The following is an 18,526-nucleotide window of genomic DNA, read 5'->3' as shown; positions in this document are numbered from 1 at the left end:
ATCCAAGAAAATGGTGTTTGGGCACGTTGGGCACCAGAATACAGTCGCTGGGATATTTACAGCGAACAACGGAAGGACATTTTTGCTGACCCCACAACTGGTCAAGCTTGTTATTTTGTCAATCCCGACGGTAGTGTTCATTGGCGTAATGTCGATAAAAATGAAAACAAAAGCTTTCCTGGAATTAAAGCTAAACAAATCAGTGTAGGTGGTGACAATCGTCTTTGGGCGATCCAAGAAAATGGTGTTTGGGCACGTTGGGCACCAGAATACAGTCGCTGGGATATTTACAGCGAACAACGGAAGAACATTTTTGCTGACCCCACAACTGGTCAAGCTTGTTATTTTGTCAACCCCGACGGCAGTGTGCATTGGCGTAATGTCGACAAAAATGAAAATAAAAGCTTTCCTGGGATTAAAGCCTAATAAATCAGCGTAGAGGGTTTCATAAAAGTTACTCCAATCAGCATTCACGTAGTGCGTACAAGCGTAAATCCACTATTTTTTGCTTGCGGCGCAATACCTACAGTTGCGCGGCTTCTGCCGCGCGTCTTCCTTCCTGACGTACTACGCAAACGGCTTGGCTTGACGCGTCTTCCAAGACACTTACTGATTTGAGCAGGTTTTTCCAAGGGGCTTAGTATTTGAAGCACCAAAAATAGTCCATTATCCGATCAGAAAATATTTTTGCAAGAATTCTAATGGAAACAACGATTTGAAGTACAAGGTATAAATGGGATAAATCTTGCTTATAAAGGTACAAAAAGTTATTTAATATAAAAAATCAGGTGTAAAAAAATATAATAAAAAAAATCACTGATTCTATTTTTACTTATTTTTTCTTTGACTGTATCTCACTGGAATATATTTAACTTAAATACATTTAACTTAGTAAGGTGTATTTACTAATAATTTGATACACTTCATCTACACCATGACCTCTTTTAAATTCAAACTCTCTAGGAGTGTCTTCACCAGAAAGCCAAATTTTGATCTCAGCATCTAAATCTAAATGTCCAGCGCCTTCCTTGCTAAAATATTTAATTGATTTATAAGGAATTGATAGATATTCAGTTTTCTTACCAGTTAGTCCTTGTTTATTAATCAGAATTATTCTGTAATTAGTAAAAACAACTAAATCCCGGATTAACTTAAATACCTTGTCGACCAGTTCTCCTTCCACCATTAAAGGTATAAGTTCTTTCTCTAATTTTTCTGGGTTAACTTCCGACGCATTACCCATTATTCCACTTAGAATTCCCATGTTATCTCCAGTTTGCTAACAATTAATAGGATAGTTAATAGATTTAATGATTTATAGTCATGAATTACACATTTTTGTACTGACTATATCTATTTTAAACAATGGTTATTTATGTTCCCAGTTTGCTTTTACCTACAACTAATGTTGAGTTGAATTTATTACTTCGCTACTTGGTTGCTTAGCTACTTTGTCTGGAAAATATTTTGTACCATTTTTTTATCCGTACCTGCTGCTGCTCGATCTAATTCTGCGACTTCACCAGAATCTAACTCCCAACCCAAAGCACCAATATTTTGCTGTACTTGCTTTAAGTTTTTTGCTCCCGGAATAGGAATAGCGCCTTTACAGATACACCAGTTAATTGCGACCTGAGACATGGTTTTGTTTCTCGACTTTGCCACCGCTTGCAAAGAATCTAACAGCGATCGCGCTCCTGGTAATAATTGTCTAAATAATATGCTGCGAATCCCTTTAGGAAAGGAACTCTTATCTGAGTTTCCACCTGAATTTTTACTTGAATATTTTCCCGTTAAAATTCCCAAAGCTAAAGGGCTGTAGGCAATCAACTTTATTCCTAACTCGTCACAAACCTCTTTAATTCCCAGTTCTGTAACGGGATAGGTAGACAACAAAGAATACTGTACTTGTAAGGTTGCGATCGGTACTCCTCTTTCAGTAAATTTTTGGTGTACTTTTTTTAATCTTTTGGGTCCAAAATTAGATAGACCCACACCTTTAACCAAACCTTGCTCGTACAGATCGGCTAACCCATCTAAAAGTGCCCATTCTTGCCATGGGGCATAATTAGCAGTAGACCAATGTAACTGTACCAAATCAATATTTCTACCCAAGCGTCGAGCAGAAGACTTTCCTGCAGATACCATAGAACCACGGGTTAATCTCCAGGGATAAGCAGCTAACTTAGTAGCGATGCAAATATTATCTTTATTGACACCTATATACTCATTTTGAAAACGTCCTAAAAGTTCTTCACTACGTCCATTTAATTTACCAGTACCGTAGGAATCGCCTGTATCAAATAAAGTCACCCCATTAGCTACACACTGGTTAAATACAGCTTGTAGCTCATCATCCATACTTTCATCATATCCCCAGAGCAATCGATTACCCCATGCCCAGGTTCCGCAACCCATTGGGGGAAGATAAAGTTTTTGGTTAGTCTGCACGATCGGTTATCAGTTATCAGTTATCAGTTATCAGTTATCAATTATCAATTATCAGATATTAGGTGCTTGCATAGTTGTTTATTTCCCCAAATAAATTGTCGATAGTTTCTTCACTGATATATGGATTAAGTAAAACTGCTCGCAACCAACAAGAACCACGATAACTTGGAAGGGATAGAAAAATTTTGCCATTTTCTAGTAAATGAGTTTGCAAGCGAGCATTCCAAGTATCCCACTCCGCACTAGGTACCCATGAAGGTACACCCCGAAAACAAACTATATTCATCTGTGGGTTACTCGCTAGTTCTAAAAATGATGTTTTCTCGATTTGCTTAAGAAAATAATTTGTTAGTCGATAACTTTCATCTATTAGTTGAGCGTAACCATTTTTACCAATGTGTTGAAGTGACAGCCAGAGTTTTAATACTTCTGCATGACGAGTACCTTGGACGCTAATCTCTCCAAGATTAATGAATTCATCTGTCTGACGCATATAGGGAGCTTGAATCCGAAAAGCATTTTTTAGAGTTGCAAAGTCTTTAAACAAAATCATGGCACATGTTTTCGCAACATAAAGCCATTTTTGCGGGTTGAATGTAACAGAATCTGCGCATTCAATACCTATCAACTTTTGACGATGCTGTTTTGACAGGAGCAATGCTCCCCCATATGCTGCATCAACATGTAACCAGAGATTGCGATCGCGGGCGACTTGGCTAATTTCTTGGATTGGATCGATATTTCCTGTTGTAGTTGTCCCTGCTGTTGCCACAATACAAAAGGGAGCTAAGCCGATTTGTTTCGCATTTTCTATAGTACGTTTTAACTCGCTTACATCCATTTGTGAATTAATATTTGTCTTAATCGGAATCACCGAAGATGCTCCCAAACCAAGAAGCATGGCTGCTTTCTGAATTGATGTATGTGCGACTTCAGAAGCAAATAAAACAGGTGGGTATTTTTGGGCTGTAAGACCTCGTTCCAGAGCATCAAATTTGACGTTGCGGGCGACAGCTAGTGCTTGCAAATTAGTAAGACTACCTCCACTTAGCATTACTCCACCAGCTTGCTCCCCTAAACCAAATAATGTTGTGAACTCTTTAATTAATAAAGATTCTAAACGTGAGAACAACGGTGACATCTCCAAGCTGAGCATATTATTATTCAGGGCTGCTGTTACCATTTCACCCAAAATTGACACAGTAGTGGGTATAGAATCCATATGTCCAATAAAAGCAGGATTTGCTGGATTCATTGAGGTATTTAAAACTGTTTTTAATTTTTCTAATATTTCACTTTCTGGTGTGTGAGTATTTGGAATGCTGGTTAAAAAAGGAAGTTGTCTTAGTTCGGGTAATGGAGAGTGGGTGTAAGCTTTTTGAAGATGACTAAAAACAAGTTCCAAAATTTCTTCGGTCAGTTTTTTAACTGCAACTTTATTTCCACCGTAAGGATCGATGAACGCTGACTCTGGAAGTTCCGAACGATTCATTTTAGTTGAATGAAATACTACATCCTGACTTTAAGTTAACCTTAAAGCCGAGAGAAACCGAATACCAAAAGAATATTTTCTAGTAACGCACTAAAGAATGATTAACATGTGATGGGCGATGTGTATTATTATGTATGACGCGAAAATACTGGAGATAAAACAACGGTTTACGCACGTCCCCTAGCCCGCTTAATCGAACAATTGCAACGCTTACCGGGAGTAGGTCCAAAAACCGCCCAACGCCTAGCATTGCATATTATCAAGCGCCCAGAAACAGAAGTTGAAGCCTTAGCGCAAGCTTTAATGGCTGCGAAAAAACAAATAGGTTTATGTAAAGAATGTTTTCACCTATCAGCAGAACCAATTTGTGAAATTTGCCGTAATCCCAACCGCGATAATCGTATAATTTGCGTGGTAGGAGATTCCCGTGACGTGATTGCTTTAGAAAAAACCCGCGAATTCAAAGGAAAATATCATGTTTTAGGTGGAGTAATCTCGCCAATCGATGGTATCGGACCAGAACAATTAAATATTCAACCACTAGTTAGACGAGTAAGTCAGCTACAACCAAAAGAAGTAATTTTAGCAATTAGCCCCAGTATAGAAGGGGAAACAACTACGCTGTATATTGGACAGTTATTAAAACCATTTACCAAAGTTACACGCATTGCTTTTGGTTTACCCGTAGGTGGTGACTTAGAATACGCCGATGAAATAACTTTAGCTAGAGCCTTGGAAGGTAGGCGGGAATTAGAGTAAAGGGAGTGTGGGAAGTGTGGGAAGTGTGGGTTAAGGTTAAGGTTGCACCATGATTATTTTGTGCGTGTAGAGACGTTGCATGCAACGTCTCTACTGATTTAGTCTTATCTGTTAGCACGCATCTACGGTGTTAGCGGTAGCGTGACGTTAGTCATAAACGTAGTGCGGATAACCGTGTTGCGCTATAAATGGTTTTTTAAGAGATTAAATATGTTTTCTTCGCTGATATTGATGTAATATTCCCAATAAAGCAATTCCTAGCCAAAAGACCTGAATAGCAATTACTGGCCAGTTCCTAACCCAGAGTAATTGAGGAATTAAAATTATCGCCACCAAAAAATTCCATTGATGAAATTCAATAATTCCCAACCTTCCATTCAGAAATAACAAGTAACTTGATGAATACCCAACTGTTGAACACCAAGCTAGAATGTGCACACCTACGTAGTGATTACCTGCAAATATAAAGCTTAAAGCACAACCCAGTAACAGCATCATAAATCTTTGAAAGATTGGTTTTACCCATTGAGAAAGTATTAGTGGGTAGTTGACTATTTGACTAATAGTAATTAAACCCCAGAAAAGGTTAATGAAAACTGAAGGCCATGATGCCTTAGCCACAGAAACAATCATAACTAAAGCAGCGGCTATAACATTTAGATTTAGATATATACGTTCTGTTGATATAAAACCGGTTGTGAGTAAAATATATGCTGAAATATAAGTAGCTGTTCCAAGCCAACCTAGCATTTCTACAATCATAAGATTCATAAAATTTACTTAACGGTGATATGGAGTTAGCAATACTTGTCTAATTAACCCTTCAGAAATATGGCATTGCTTAATTACAAGATGATTTTGTCTCCTAAATCCCTAAATTTGGCAGAATGAACTTACCCTTGTAGGAGGTGTTGCAAAGATATTGATAGGACTTTAAATTAGGACTTTAAATACCGAATTCTTATCTACTGAAGCTCAATTCATTACCATGAGCCTCAACAAAAATCCCTGGAACTAATATGGAACAAAATACTATCATTACTTCTAGTGATTTCGTTTTCATTTTCTCGTACTCCTAAAGTAATAAAGGTCTTCAAGTGATTTCTGACCTGTTAACTTTAGTTTCCTTTTATAATTCAATTTCCATTACTATCCACTGGCTGGTTCAACCCATCCATCCAGATACTTCTGAGATATCATCCACTTGGACACAAATTCCTAATCACTGAAAATCTCAGAGGATGTTTCAAAAGTCATATTATTTACCTAATATATCTGGGATCCCCCTAAATCCCCCTTGGAAAGGGGGACTTTGAGGATTTTGTCCCCTATGGCGTTAGCCATAATTTGGCGGGTTAGGGGGGCTAAATCATCCCGTAATTAAGCAACGCCGAAAATTCCTTTCCCTAAAATCATCTAAACTCAAAGAGTCCGCCAACTGCACAGATGAAATGGCTCGATGGTTCAATACTGCTGGTCCCTGCAGACCAGACAAGCACTACATGCTCCCACCCACAAGTCGTTTACCAGACTTGGAAACCCTCATCCAACAAGAAAGTTATTTTGTTGTTCATGCACCGCGACAAACCGGTAAAACCACAGCAATGCTGGCGTTAGCGCAACAGCTAACCAGAAGTGGACGCTACACATCTGTAATGGTATCAGTAGAAGTGGGAAGTGCATTTAATAACGACCCCAGTGCAGCAGAATTAGCAATTTTGGGCTCTTGGCGAAATTTGATTTCAGTCCGCTTACCCAAAGATTTACAACCTCCTACTTGGGTTTACGAAGAAGCAGGACAAAGAATTCAAGCTAGTTTACAGACTTGGTCAAAAGCTTCACCAAGACCTTTGGTAATATTTATTGATGAAATCGATTCTCTACAAGACCAAACCTTAATTTCAGTATTGCGACAATTACGGGATGGTTTTCCCAATCGTCCGGAAAATTTTCCTTCATCTGTGGGATTAGTTGGTTTACGGGATGTGCGGGATTACAAAGTTGCATCCGGTGGTAGCAACAGATTAAATACAGCCAGTCCTTTTAATATTAAAGTCAGTTCCATTACCCTGAGAAATTTTAACACTGCAGAAGTTGCACAATTATACCAACAACATACAGAGGAAACAGGACAAGTTTTTACCCCAGAAGCGACAGCAACAGCTTTTGATTTAACCCAAGGACAACCTTGGTTAGTCAATGCATTAGCTAAGGAAGTTGTGGAGAAAATGGTTCGGGATAGAAACATTCCTATTACCCGCGAACATATTTTCAAAGCCAAAGAAATATTAATTGCTCGTCAAGATACTCACCTCGATTCCCTTGCGGAACGTTTACGGGAACCAAGAATAAAAGCGATTATAGAACCGATGTTAGCAGGTTTGGAATTGGGAGATATACCCAACGATGATATTCAATTTGTAATTGACTTGGGTTTATGTAAAATGCATCCCCAGGGTGGATTAACTATTGCAAATCCAATTTATCGTGAGGTTTTACCCAGGGTTTTAACAGTTACACCAATGGCTTCCCTACCAACCATCGCACCGACTTGGTTAAACCCGGAAGGTGAGCTAAATTTAGATTCTTTGTTAGAAGCGTTTATCAAGTTTTGGCGACAGCATGGAGAACCATTATTAAGAAGTACTAGCTACCATGAAATAGCACCCCACATCGTATTAATGGCTTTCTTGCATCGCGTGGTTAATGGTGGTGGAACCTTGGAAAGGGAATATGCAATTGGTAGTGACAGAATGGATTTATGTTTGAGATATAAAACTGTTACTTTGGGAATCGAATTAAAAGTATGGCGAGATAAGAAGCGCGACCCTCAAAATGAAGGAATTGAGCAGTTAGAATCCTATTTAGCCCGTTTGGGATTGAATGAAGGTTGGTTATTTATATTTGATAGACGTAAAAACGCTTTACCGATTGAAGAACGTTTATCAACTCAGATTGTTAATACTGAGAATCAACGGGCTATTACTGTGATTCGGGCATAGTCAGAGCCATTTTTCCCGAGAAATGTTATTTTATCTATTTGGTGGTCTTCTATAATATGCTTTTACGTAGGTTCCATTTTTTCGATAATAAGACTTAACATACACATAATCACTTTGATTGGAAATTTTTTCATATTCCTCTACCGAAATTTCCTTTTCAGTTGCTATTCGATTATTAGTTTTTTGTATCTGCTGTTTTTTTCTACCTTCAGCTTGCACAATTTGTGCCCTAAAAATAGCTATTTCATCATTTTGCTTTTGGTAGTTATGGTGTAGTGTTTGATATCTTTGTTCTAATTCAGATTTTTCCGTATTTAATCGAGAATTTTCATGTTGTAATTCTTCAATTTCAGATCCTTTGCTTTGAATACGAGTAGACAACTCTTGAATCCTCATATTTAGCTCGGATTTTTCCTGCTTCAACAGGGATAGTTGGTTCTGTATATTATTGATGGTATTTTCTTTTTCTTGGTTAAAATCGGTTGTATTTCGAACATTTGTTCTTAAATCAGATATTATATTTTGTAGATTGTTTATTTTAGATTGTTTATCTTGAACTGTTTTTGTCAGATTTTGAAGATTTTCTTGTAAAACAACTATATCTGCATCACGATTAGATATTTCTCTATGCAAATTAGAAATATTTTTTGAAATATTATTAATTTCGTTTACACGGCTATCCAAATCATTTTTATTATTTTGTCTCTCTGTAAGCAAATTGTTAAATTCTTCAGACAAACGACTTAGACGATAATTTAAATCGTTAATTATCAACTGATAATTGCTATCAGTTATAGAAGTGTTATTAACAAAAACTAACTTTGTTGATATTATCCTCATTACCTCATCAACCCTATAAGCAAGACGAAGACGATAAGGACTAATTTTGTTGCTATTCTGTGCTATTTCTGTGGCTAATTTATCAATAACTTCCGAAAGAATAAGTTGTGAGGCTGGTCTATTTCTAGCAAAAATAACCAAATTAGTTGCAATTTTCTGAAGTTCTTCATAGTCTTTCTCTGCTTGGCTAGCCAAAAAACTGCGAATATAATTTTGTAATCCTGCTAAAAAACGATATTTTCTGGGTTTTCGAGGCTCTAATTCTTGTAGAATTTCACTTCTTTTATATTCCAATGCCTCAATTGTTCTTGCAATGTTTTCATGATTTGCAGAAGATTCCGCTCCAAGACGCTCTAATATACCCTCATATAACCATGCTTGAGACTCTAAATTATTTAGCTTTTGAACTTGTTGTTTATTATCTGGCTGAGAAATTATATCTGTTCTTTGTAACTGTTGTTGCAGACTATTAATTTTGGCTGAGATAGTACCTCTGAAACAAGCAAGCATTAGTTCTAAAGCTTGACCAAAGGGGAAAGAATAGTCAGCTAACCAACCAAAGAAAAACCAGAAAAATAACGCACATACCAAAAAAGCAACTACTTTGATGTAGTTGAGAAGTTTTCTAAAAAAATTCTCGTTTGATTCTAAATCAGAGTTTTTAAGACCAAGAAAAATTTGGTTAACGAAAAAACTGTTGCTGTTGACCTATATTTTGCTGCCCGATTACTGTACCCGAATTATTATTGTTAACGTTGAGGTTCACTCCTGATTGGGTATTTTGCGAAACCGTAGTATTTTGTAGCTGCTGATAATTATTAACAAGTCTTTCGAGGTCTTCTTGAAACTTATTGTCCCATTCAGCTTGGCTTAATATTGCAGCTTCTAGAAGCTTTCGCTCGGACTCTCTGATTTGAAGTTTGCCTTGGAATCTGTTTGTCAAGAAGTCTAAAACATCTGTTCCAGCTTTCTCTAATGCCCCTCCAGCAGCTTTATCGACTGCCCAAAGTGCAATATTTACCGCTTGTAAAGCCAGCACAGATAATTCCATTTTGGTAGTGTTCCTGTTTATTGCAATTTTTATCGACTTAGAGCACATACGCACTCTAAGTAGCGATTGACAAGATACTTTTCTATAACGAGAAGTGCACTAACATAATATTATACATGCCTAGGCAGTAATACTCAATGAAAGGAAAATAGAGACATTACCTTGGATGGAAATTTTGAGATAGCCTGCGGAAGCCTTCTAAAACCAAATTCAACCAATCTTCTCGAATAAAGTGTTTATGATGTAAGCAATTTTCAAGCACTCTAATTCTTGCTTCATGAGCTTTTGAAGTGCTTGTCACCTCATCAACTTATTACTTTTCTTAATACCCACCACCCATTTACAAAATAATCTTAATGTGATATTCAGAAATAGCAGTTTTAAATAATCCCAATAATAAACGTGAACATATCTTCCCGTCGAAATAAACCGCGTGTCTCATGGCAGGCGGTTTTCTCGCTGATAATATTTATTTTTATGTACCTCCCCATTGGGGTATTAGCTTTCTACAGTTTTAACCAGTCTGCTTACAGTGCTAAGTGGGAAGGCTTTACCTTGAAATGGTACCGTTACTTATTTCAGGATGAAAGTATTTTATTGGCGCTGAAAAATAGTTTAATTGTTGCTTGTTCTGCGGTTGGTATTGCAGCCATTTTTGGTACTTTAATGGCTGTGGGTTTAGCGCGTTATCGTTTTCCTGGTAGATCCCTTTATCGGGGTATTTCTTATCTACCTTTGATTATTCCCGATATTGCGATCGCTGTAGCGACTTTAGTTTTTCTCGCAGCTTTTGCAATTACTCCTAGTTTATGGACAATAATCGCTGCTCATTTGGTTTTTTGTCTCGCTTACGTTGCTCTTGTCGTTTCTTCCAGACTCAATAATATCGATCCCCATTTGGAAGAAGCTGCATTAGATTTGGGTGCAACTCCAGTGCAAGCATTCATGAAAGTGTTATTACCCCAATTAATGCCAGGTATTATTGCAGGTTGTTTGCTGGCTTTTGTGTTAAGTTTGGACGATTTTATTATCGCCAGTTTTACTGCTGGGGGTGGTTCCAGTACTTTACCAATGGAAATCTTTAGTCGAATCAGAATGGGTGTAAAGCCGGATATTAATGCATTAAGCGTAATATTAATTGTAGTTTCTGCGATCGCTGCACTTATTGCTGAATTAATTCGTAGTGCAGGGGGAGTGAGGAGTAATGAGTAAGGAGTAATGAGTAATAAATCTTTGGTCTCTAATCCCCAATCCCCAGTCCCTAGTCGCCAGTCGCCAACCCCTAATCCCCAATCCCCAATAAAGGCGTAAACTCTAATTGTCCAGAGCTATTACGAACAACTTTCACTAAATGAATATTTCGCTCTTTGGGATCTTCCCCTATTGGTTGTGTGGAACGATCGCCATTTGCATCAAAGGTTATTTTACCGGTGGCTCCAATGCTAAAAAAACCTTGCTCTGCGGTCACCCGGGCGATGTCTTCACTATTCGCTGAAATTGGTAGTTTCTCTAATGCTGTAATTAAAGTATTGGTTGCATCATACGCGGTTGCTGTACGCCAACTAACTTTTCCTTTCCACATTTTTTCAGCAGTTACAGAAAAACCATTGTCAGGATTAAGACTATGATGCCAAGGTATAGCGACAATTAGACCTAATGCATTTTGCCTAACAAGTATTAAAGTGTTGGAATGATAAAGACCATCTCCACCAACGAGCAAAATTTTCTTTTCTGCTGCTGTGATAACTTGAAGAGCTTTGCTAGAAGCCAAACCATCACTATTAGGAAATAATACTATGGTCTCGGCTTGTTTTTTCTTTGCTTGAGCAACTGCATAGCGTGCATTAAATCGACGATCGGATAAATTAAATTCTTTAACTATTTTTCCTGCTTGATTCTCGAATTCACTATTGAATACATTTCGTAAGGATTTACTATAGTTACTATTTTTATTGTAAAAAACAACTGCTTTGCGCTTATTTAATTGATTGGCTAAGTAATCAGCTAAAGTTTTCGCCGTTATGCTATCCCTACTAATAACTCGACGAAAAAAACAATTTTTCAGTTCTATATTTTCGCATTTTTTTGATAAGTCTTCCGAAGTTGATGTAGGAGATATCAGTAACATTTTATGCCGTTGATAAATATCAATTGTTTCTATAGTTGTATCGCTGGTAAAATGACCAATAACGGCTAATATATCCCGTTTACCTACTAAGTATTTAGCAATTTTTTGTGCTTTAATAGGGTTATTATTATCGCTCGCAATTAAAACCTTAAGACCAATTCCTTGCTTTTTATTCTTTTGATTAAACTCATCTTGAGCCTGAGCAACTCCTCGCAAAATTTCTAGACTGGAATTAATGCTGTCTTGGTTATTAATAATGGGAGCTACCACAGCAATAGTATAAGCTTCAAGATTTTCAGCTTTAATTCGTGCATTGTTAAGATAAATTAAGGTCTCTGGATCGCGCTCTTCATTCCATGCAATTTCCAGCAAGCGAACTCCATTAATATAATCACCCTTTGCGATCGCTGCGACGCCTTCTCGTTTTTTCGTATCCCAACGATTGGTAAATAGAATTTCTTCTCCACAACTTAGTTCATCACCAATGGGAAAGTTTCTATAAGCAATCTTTGAACAACCATTGACTCCATTTAAATACCAATTACTAGTAAATAGTCCAATTCCTAACAATAAAAATATAGCAATTACTTTATAAGGGATAAAATGTAAAATTAATTTTTTATTCAGATGTCTTAAAATAACTTTAGTATCTTTAGGTCGACGACGCCAATCAATTTCGAGCGTTGCATCTAATAGATTTTGGAAATTATGCCAACGAAGTTTATCAATTACATTCTTTTCAGTCTGAGATGGTAATAAAACTTTGTCTCGCCAAGTTAATTTACCATTTTTATCGATTGGGATATCTAAAGGATGAAGTCTAGTTAATAAATGTACAAAAGTCCGTCCTAAAGCAAAAATATCTGATTGTGCAACGGTTTCTCCATAATGTATTTGTTCTTGGGGAGCATACCCAGGAGAACCAATTTGCGTACCACTTCGAATGTCATCATGTTGTAAATAAGTTTGTGCTAAATCCCTTACCGCACCAAAATCAATTAGCACTAACTGACCGTCAGGTCTTAGCATAATATTTGCTGGCTTAATATCCCGGTGGAAGTATCCCCGCTCGTGAACCAGGTCTAAAATTTCTACTAGCTGCTTGAATGACTTGTAAATTTCCTCGAATGGAAGTGGCTTTTCTCCTTGACGATCTAACCATTCTTGTAAATTTAAACCATCAACTTTTTCCATCACCAAGCAATACAGTGGTTCTGGATAATTAGGAAACTTTAATTCAAAATATCCATTTTCATGTACTTTTGGTATTCCTGGATGATTTAGAAATTGCAGTACGCTTGCTTCTCTTTTAAATAGATCGACAACCTTGTGTCTTACTTTTTCAGTAAATGGAGATAAGTTTAAAACCTTCAATACATAATAGGAATTTTCATATTCGACCTCAAAGGTTCGACTAAATCCTCCTTTTCCTAAACGTTTAGTTATACGATAGCGCTGATTCAAAAGCAGACTAGACCCGCAATTACGACAAAATTTTCTGTCAGCGTTCATCGGGTCATTAGGATGGGAACAGTTAGGATTTAGGCAACAACTCATAAGACATATATTAGCCTAACACTATCATAAGATTTTCGATTGTTAGTAGAACCACTGATTAGATACATACACCCTAATTTATTGTTGAAATTTACACTTTTAAGTGCGTGAGCGACAAATCATACAGTTCGCGCAATGGATTTTCCAGGAAAATAATTTTTATTTAGTGCTCAAATAATATTGCTTTGATTTTTCTTAACATTTGGGATAGTATTTACTCAAAGTTACATAAAAATAAAAACTATTGAAAATATGCTACCTATCCAAATTATTCTCAATAATATTTTTAATTATGGTTGATTAAAATTATATGTAATACCCTAAGTAAATACCAAATAATAGGACTTGCAATTATTACAAAGCAAGGATTCCATTTATTCAGTACATATAGAGAAATTAAACTGTTTATATCAATGTGAGGCTGTATTCGATGTTTAATTTAGCACCTCGCATTATTTTTAACATTGCAAATATAAGTAAATAATTCTGAAATAATTTATTTTGTTCCCAATGTCTGCAATCCAAGTTACCGTTAAATTATTTGCTGCTTACCAAGAAGCATACGGAGTACCAGAAATGGTGTTAAAGATTCCCAAAGGTACCCCAGTTGAGCACGTGCGCGATTGCTTAATATCCGGACACCCCGAACTGAGTAAATGGCGTGAAGTAACAAGGTTTGGTGTTAATTTTAATTTTGTTGAGCCTGATACATTATTACAGGATGGAGATGAGGTTGTCTTAATTCCTCCAGTAAGTGGCGGATAATTATTGTATTTAAATTCACTTTTATACAGGACTTACGCAACGGTCTTTGTAGCCTGTCCGTAGGACATAGATTTGTCATTGCGACCGAAATGCAGTATTTCTCATATTAAAATGGTAAAATATCAGAAAGAAATTTATGAATCAAAATCAATACGAACAACAATACAAGAAAACAGTTATTGATTTTTTTGACAGTAGAATAAAATATGACAATGAACATACTATTAATCGTACTCTTCCAATTCTAAAATCAGTTAAGTTTGGAAAAGGACAAAGAATATTAGATATAGCTACTGGTACCGGTCTGATTGCAATTAATGCGGCTGAAAGAGTAGGAAATGAAGGAAAAGTTGTTGGAGTTGATTTTTCTTCTATAATGCTTCAGCAAGCAAAACAAAAAATTGATGACTTGAAATTAGAAAATATCGAACTTATTCAAGGTGATGCAGAATATATAGACTTTGAGAATGAAAGCTTTGATATAATTACATGTTCTACAGCACTCGTTTATTTTCGAGATATTCCTAAAGCGCTACAAAATTGGTATAAATGGCTCAAAAAAGGTGGTGTAATTGCATTCTCTTGTGGTTCAGAAAAATCTTATGCTGCTCCTATCATCATTAAAGCTGCTGCAAAACATGGAATTTCACTGCTAAATATTAATGAACCAACGGGTACTCCTGAAAAATGTCATCACTTAATGCAATTAGCTGGTTTTCAAGATATTGAAATCAAATCCAAACAATTTGGTTTTTATCAAAGTTTAGATGAAGCGAAACAATGGAACGGAAGTTGGTCTCACCCCCATGAAAATCCTTTGTTAGAGGTATCACCAGAAAAAATGGAAGAATTGAAAGCTGATTTTCAACAACTAATTGAAGTAAATCTAACAGAGCGAGGTGTTTGGTATGAAGCTCTTATGTTTTTTGTTAAAGGTCACAAGTGAATGTTTTGTAGATTTTAGCATTCATCATTTTATCAACTTATATCTTTTATTTTATTTATATAAGTTTTTGATTTATGTAAGTGATATCGCTTATATCCCGATTTATTTTTCTTAAATAAACTTTTTATTTGGTAATTTTGCTGAGGTAGATATTCACATAAAAATTGTACTCTTGAGCGATTATAAGGTTCAAGAGATCAAGCTCATGATGTTATTCCCAATACCATAAATATTGATAAGCCAAAATTGCTTAAATTTGGAAATATTAATTTTATTAGCAAATTTGATGTGTTAAATATAATTTTGTTAATTTTAGCGGAAAGCTATCATGACAACATGTTGTTAATTTTATTGTGAAGCAAACGTATCATGCAAATTGCTGTAGATAATAAACGTACCAGTCGATTTATAGATAAGTGGGCTTATGTTGCTTTAGGAGCAACAGGTTTTGTATTATTAGCATTTATAGCTTCTGATTTTTTTAAAAAAACTTTAATTTCTAAAAATATTTCTGTTGGTTTAGGACAATCTAGTCCACCGGAAAAAATTACATTGGAGCCACAATTACTAGGAGCGCTACGAGTAGATGTGAAAGCATCCATACCAACTAACACATCTCTAACCTATCAAATTCAGCTTTTAGACCAGCAAGGTAAAATAGTAGCCTCTGCAATTAAAAATGCTTGGAGTGAAAGCGGTACTTGGTATGAGGATGGAGAATCTGGAACTTGGGCTGAATCAGATTTGTTGGCTGGTTTAGATGTACGTGCAAAAAAGGCTGAAGAACTAAATTTAGTTGTTAGTGTCTTGGAATATGAAAGAGCATCAGGATCAAGATTAGTCCCAAGGATTCAATTGAATAATCAAAAAGTAGGATCAGCACCACCCAAATCGAATTTTAATATCCTGGTTGAAAATGGAGTGGTTGATACCCGTCCATTATTCCCTGCTTTATTTGGAACCATACCATTAGCAATAATGGCGATGTTTGCTGTACCTCGCATCGGGAAAAAAGTAATATCGAAAAAAATTAATGATAGCGATCCTAGCGATCGCGCAACCCTTGGTGGTGCAGATAAATTGGTTCGAGTAAAAGTAGATATTGCATCTGATGAAACTTCTCCATCACTATTACAGGTAAAACTTGTTATTAATAACAGTTATGGTGAACAAGTTTACATGACCTCAAAAACCATTAATTTAAATATTAAGAGAGAAAATGGCAAAGTTGAAAAAGGAAATGGATCTTTAACTTTATTTTTCATCTTTGAAAAACGGGATTCCTACGGTTTTAATGTAGAAGTTTTACCAGATAAATCAATAGATAGAACAACTTTAACTGTAAGAGAAGGTGCGCGAACTTTATCATCGCAAGAGGTTATTTATATTAAATCTGATTCAGCGAATACTTCAGATAATATTCCAGCAGCTTAAATACTTAAGGTTCTAAAAAATCAAAAAATAAAAGTTTGTATAGAAAGGTTATTTGCCAAATACAATTAGACTGGTTGTGTTGGAAGTTAATATTTGAGAATAAATATTTTAGTAAGAGTATTTATATTATGTTGACAAAGATTTTTGCAGGTTTAGCAATTTTGATTGCTGTATCATCAATTTTTAATAGTTACACTCAAAAATCAGCTTTAGTTTTGCGTGAAGAGAATCAAAGCAACTTTTCACCAAGAAATGGTACCAGATTATCTGGTTCTTATAATCGTTCTGGAGTTTGGATATTTTATAACCGTTCTAGCTATGACGATTTTCGCGGTGGTGGACCTGCTGCTGGGAAGTAAAGAATCAAAATAGATAGATGTTAAATAAAACTAAAATAATAGTAAATAAAATATCTAGAAACACTAATTTCAATGGGTAAGAATTAAATGGAAATCATCTAAAAAATAATCAAAATATGTATGGAACAAGAAATAAAAACAGATGATTTTTATCATCTGGAGACAAAAAATATAAATAATAATATTAAATTAAATCGAACCCAAAGACAGCTTTTACTTGCAGCAGCAGCAGTTTCATCAGGAAGCGGACTTGCTGTGGAGTTACTGCTTGGAACCTTGGCTAGTTACTTAGTGGGTAACCAAGCTTTAGCTTATGGTATTGCTGTCGGTGGTTTTTTAGCTGCGATGGGGATTGGCTCTTACTTGAGTCGTTTTATTGCTCCTAAGGCTGAAGGTATTATTTTACAAAGGAACTTACTCCTAGCATTTACTTGGGTTGAATTACTGATAGCCCCATTGACAGCTTTTTTACCTTTGGGCTTATTTGCCTTATTTGTCCTGGGTGGTTCTATCTGGCTAGGATTATTTCTGGTGACTATACTATTGGGAATACTTGCTGGTTTGGAAGTACCATTATTAACCAGAATCCTAGAAGAAGCAGAAGGAGTCAGAGAAGCACTCGCGGGAGTTTTAGCATTGGATTACTTGGGAGGTTTATTGGGTTCTTTAACCTTTCCCGTGCTACTTTTGCCCTTTTTTGGGATGTTTCCCACTGCTTTTATTTTAGGTGCTTTACCAGCATTAATGGTTTTTGCCATTGGACGCAACTTCACCCAATTGCGTCGTTGGGGATATTTAGGGTTAGGGTTGGGGGTATTACTTTTAAGTCTGGCACCATTCGCCATACCTTTAAGCAATAATCTAGAGAATAATCTGTATTCAGCACCAATAATTAAACGCGTTCAAACAGCTTATCAACGGATTGTTTTAACCCATAAAGGTAAAGATTTACGACTATTCATCAATGGCGATTTACAACTTTCAAGTGTAGATGAATACCGCTATCATGAAGCATTAGTACATCCGGCGATGAGTGCTACACCCAATAGAAAACGGGTATTAGTAATGGGTGCTGGTGATGGTATGGCAGTGCGGGAAGTCTTAAAATGGCAAGATGTCGAGCGGGTAGTACTAATTGAGCTAGATCCAGAAATGATAAAACTAGCCAACACCTACCCAAGATTGACAAAAATTAATCAAAGTGCACTCTTAGACCCGCGCGTAGAGGTTATTTACGCAGATGCATTTTTGAAAGCACCAAATTTAAATGAAACTTTTGACGTCATCATTGCAGACTTCCCCGATCCCGATGAAAAAATTCTTGCCAAACTTTATTCAGAAGGATTTTACCGACGTTTATCAGGAATACTCGCAAAGAATGGAATTTTGGTCACCCAGGCTTCCAGCCCTTTTTTCGCTCCCAAAGTTCTCAGTTGCATCGCGACTACCATTTCTCAAGTAGGATTAGAAATACACCCCTATACAGTTAATGTTCCTAGTTTTGGTCCGTGGGGTTTTGTCTTAGCATCAAAGAATATATTTGAACCAGAGAAACTGCAATTACCTATTCCCACACGTTTTCTTACGGAACCAATTCTGCATCATTTATTTGAATTACCAAAAGATATTCAGCTTCTTAAAGTAGAAATAAACCGTCTTTCCCATCCTGTGATTGTGGGGTATCAATCAGATAACCGATGGTTGTCCTATTGATCGGGGAATGGGGAATATAAAAACTATTA

15 protein-coding genes and 2 pseudogenes are annotated in these 18,526 nt (G+C 36.3%); 9 read left to right on the top strand and 8 right to left on the bottom strand.

Annotation, left to right across the window (positions count from 1 at the left end):
* A partial coding sequence (locus QNJ50_RS19345; RefSeq protein ID WP_300638240.1) for a hypothetical protein occupies positions 1-426 on the top strand: 426 nt, incomplete at its 5' end.
* A gap of 457 nt (positions 427-883) precedes the next feature.
* On the opposite strand, the gene QNJ50_RS19340 is transcribed toward QNJ50_RS19345, so the two are convergent.
* From QNJ50_RS19340 to QNJ50_RS19330, 3 genes are all read right to left on the bottom strand, one after another.
* Entirely contained in the window at positions 884-1,264 is a 381-nt protein-coding gene (locus QNJ50_RS19340) for a PH domain-containing protein (RefSeq protein WP_300638238.1), read from the bottom strand.
* A gap of 182 nt (positions 1,265-1,446) precedes the next feature.
* Positions 1,447-2,451, bottom strand: a complete 1,005-nt coding sequence (locus QNJ50_RS19335) for an aldo/keto reductase (protein ID WP_300638235.1) — start codon at positions 2,449-2,451, stop codon at positions 1,447-1,449.
* Between the two features lie 58 nt (positions 2,452-2,509).
* The gene (locus QNJ50_RS19330; RefSeq protein ID WP_300638233.1) at positions 2,510-3,943 is read right to left on the bottom strand and encodes a pyridoxal-dependent decarboxylase; all 1,434 of its coding nucleotides are present in this window, start codon (positions 3,941-3,943) and stop codon (positions 2,510-2,512) included.
* 162 nt (positions 3,944-4,105) lie between these two features.
* Here QNJ50_RS19330 and recR point away from each other — a divergent pair.
* Positions 4,106-4,702: pseudogene (gene recR, locus QNJ50_RS19325) on the top strand (recombination mediator RecR); the annotation flags it as partial.
* Between the two features lie 204 nt (positions 4,703-4,906).
* Here the strand turns inward: recR and QNJ50_RS19320 are convergent.
* Entirely contained in the window at positions 4,907-5,473 is a 567-nt protein-coding gene (locus QNJ50_RS19320; RefSeq protein WP_300638231.1) for a hypothetical protein, read from the bottom strand.
* Positions 5,474-6,153: 680 nt separating this feature from the next.
* Between QNJ50_RS19320 and QNJ50_RS19315 the strand changes: the two genes are divergently transcribed.
* On the top strand, positions 6,154-7,704 hold the full coding sequence (locus tag QNJ50_RS19315; RefSeq protein WP_300638229.1) for an AAA family ATPase: 1,551 nt from the start codon (positions 6,154-6,156) through the stop codon (positions 7,702-7,704).
* 30 nt (positions 7,705-7,734) lie between these two features.
* Here the strand turns inward: QNJ50_RS19315 and QNJ50_RS19310 are convergent, their stop codons facing one another.
* Together QNJ50_RS19310 and QNJ50_RS19305 are read right to left on the bottom strand one after the other, a co-directional pair.
* Positions 7,735-9,135, bottom strand: a complete 1,401-nt coding sequence (locus QNJ50_RS19310) for a hypothetical protein (protein WP_300638227.1) — start codon at positions 9,133-9,135, stop codon at positions 7,735-7,737.
* 91 nt (positions 9,136-9,226) lie between these two features.
* Positions 9,227-9,595 carry a hypothetical protein gene (locus QNJ50_RS19305; RefSeq protein ID WP_300638225.1) on the bottom strand — a complete coding sequence of 123 codons (369 nt, stop codon included), beginning with the start codon at positions 9,593-9,595 and terminating at the stop codon, positions 9,227-9,229.
* A 402-nt stretch (positions 9,596-9,997) separates the two neighbouring features.
* On the opposite strand from QNJ50_RS19305, the gene QNJ50_RS19300 reads away from it, so the two are divergent.
* The gene (locus QNJ50_RS19300; RefSeq protein ID WP_300638223.1) at positions 9,998-10,807 is read left to right on the top strand and encodes an ABC transporter permease; all 810 of its coding nucleotides are present in this window, start codon (positions 9,998-10,000) and stop codon (positions 10,805-10,807) included.
* A gap of 70 nt (positions 10,808-10,877) precedes the next feature.
* On the opposite strand, the gene QNJ50_RS19295 is transcribed toward QNJ50_RS19300, so the two are convergent.
* Together QNJ50_RS19295 and QNJ50_RS28595 are read right to left on the bottom strand one after the other, a co-directional pair.
* Positions 10,878-13,187 carry a bifunctional serine/threonine-protein kinase/ABC transporter substrate-binding protein gene (locus QNJ50_RS19295; RefSeq protein WP_300638220.1) on the bottom strand — a complete coding sequence of 770 codons (2,310 nt, stop codon included), beginning with the start codon at positions 13,185-13,187 and terminating at the stop codon, positions 10,878-10,880.
* A 15-nt stretch (positions 13,188-13,202) separates the two neighbouring features.
* Positions 13,203-13,280, bottom strand: a pseudogene (locus tag QNJ50_RS28595) (4-Cys prefix domain-containing protein); the annotation flags it as partial.
* 510 nt (positions 13,281-13,790) lie between these two features.
* Here QNJ50_RS28595 and QNJ50_RS19290 point away from each other — a divergent pair.
* The 5 genes from QNJ50_RS19290 to QNJ50_RS19270 all read left to right on the top strand — a co-directional run bounded on the left by QNJ50_RS19290 (position 13,791) and on the right by QNJ50_RS19270 (position 18,497).
* Entirely contained in the window at positions 13,791-14,045 is a 255-nt protein-coding gene (locus QNJ50_RS19290) for a MoaD/ThiS family protein (protein ID WP_300638218.1), read from the top strand.
* A 136-nt stretch (positions 14,046-14,181) separates the two neighbouring features.
* Entirely contained in the window at positions 14,182-14,991 is an 810-nt protein-coding gene (locus QNJ50_RS19285; protein WP_300638216.1) for a methyltransferase domain-containing protein, read from the top strand.
* Positions 14,992-15,360: 369 nt separating this feature from the next.
* Positions 15,361-16,425, top strand: coding sequence for a hypothetical protein (locus QNJ50_RS19280; RefSeq protein ID WP_300638214.1), 1,065 nt, complete (start codon positions 15,361-15,363; stop codon positions 16,423-16,425).
* A 128-nt stretch (positions 16,426-16,553) separates the two neighbouring features.
* Positions 16,554-16,784 (top strand): hypothetical protein, encoded by a 231-nt coding sequence (locus QNJ50_RS19275; RefSeq protein WP_058183351.1) that lies wholly within the window; start codon positions 16,554-16,556, stop codon positions 16,782-16,784.
* Positions 16,785-16,904: 120 nt separating this feature from the next.
* On the top strand, positions 16,905-18,497 hold the full coding sequence (locus QNJ50_RS19270; RefSeq protein ID WP_300638209.1) for a polyamine aminopropyltransferase: 1,593 nt from the start codon (positions 16,905-16,907) through the stop codon (positions 18,495-18,497).
* Positions 18,498-18,526: the final 29 nt, after the last annotated feature.

Origin of the sequence: Mastigocoleus sp. MO_188.B34, from assembly GCF_030065675.1 — a bacterium.
Lineage (GTDB): Bacteria > Cyanobacteriota > Cyanobacteriia > Cyanobacteriales > Nostocaceae > Mastigocoleus.
This window is presented reverse-complemented; position numbering and strand designations above follow the sequence as displayed.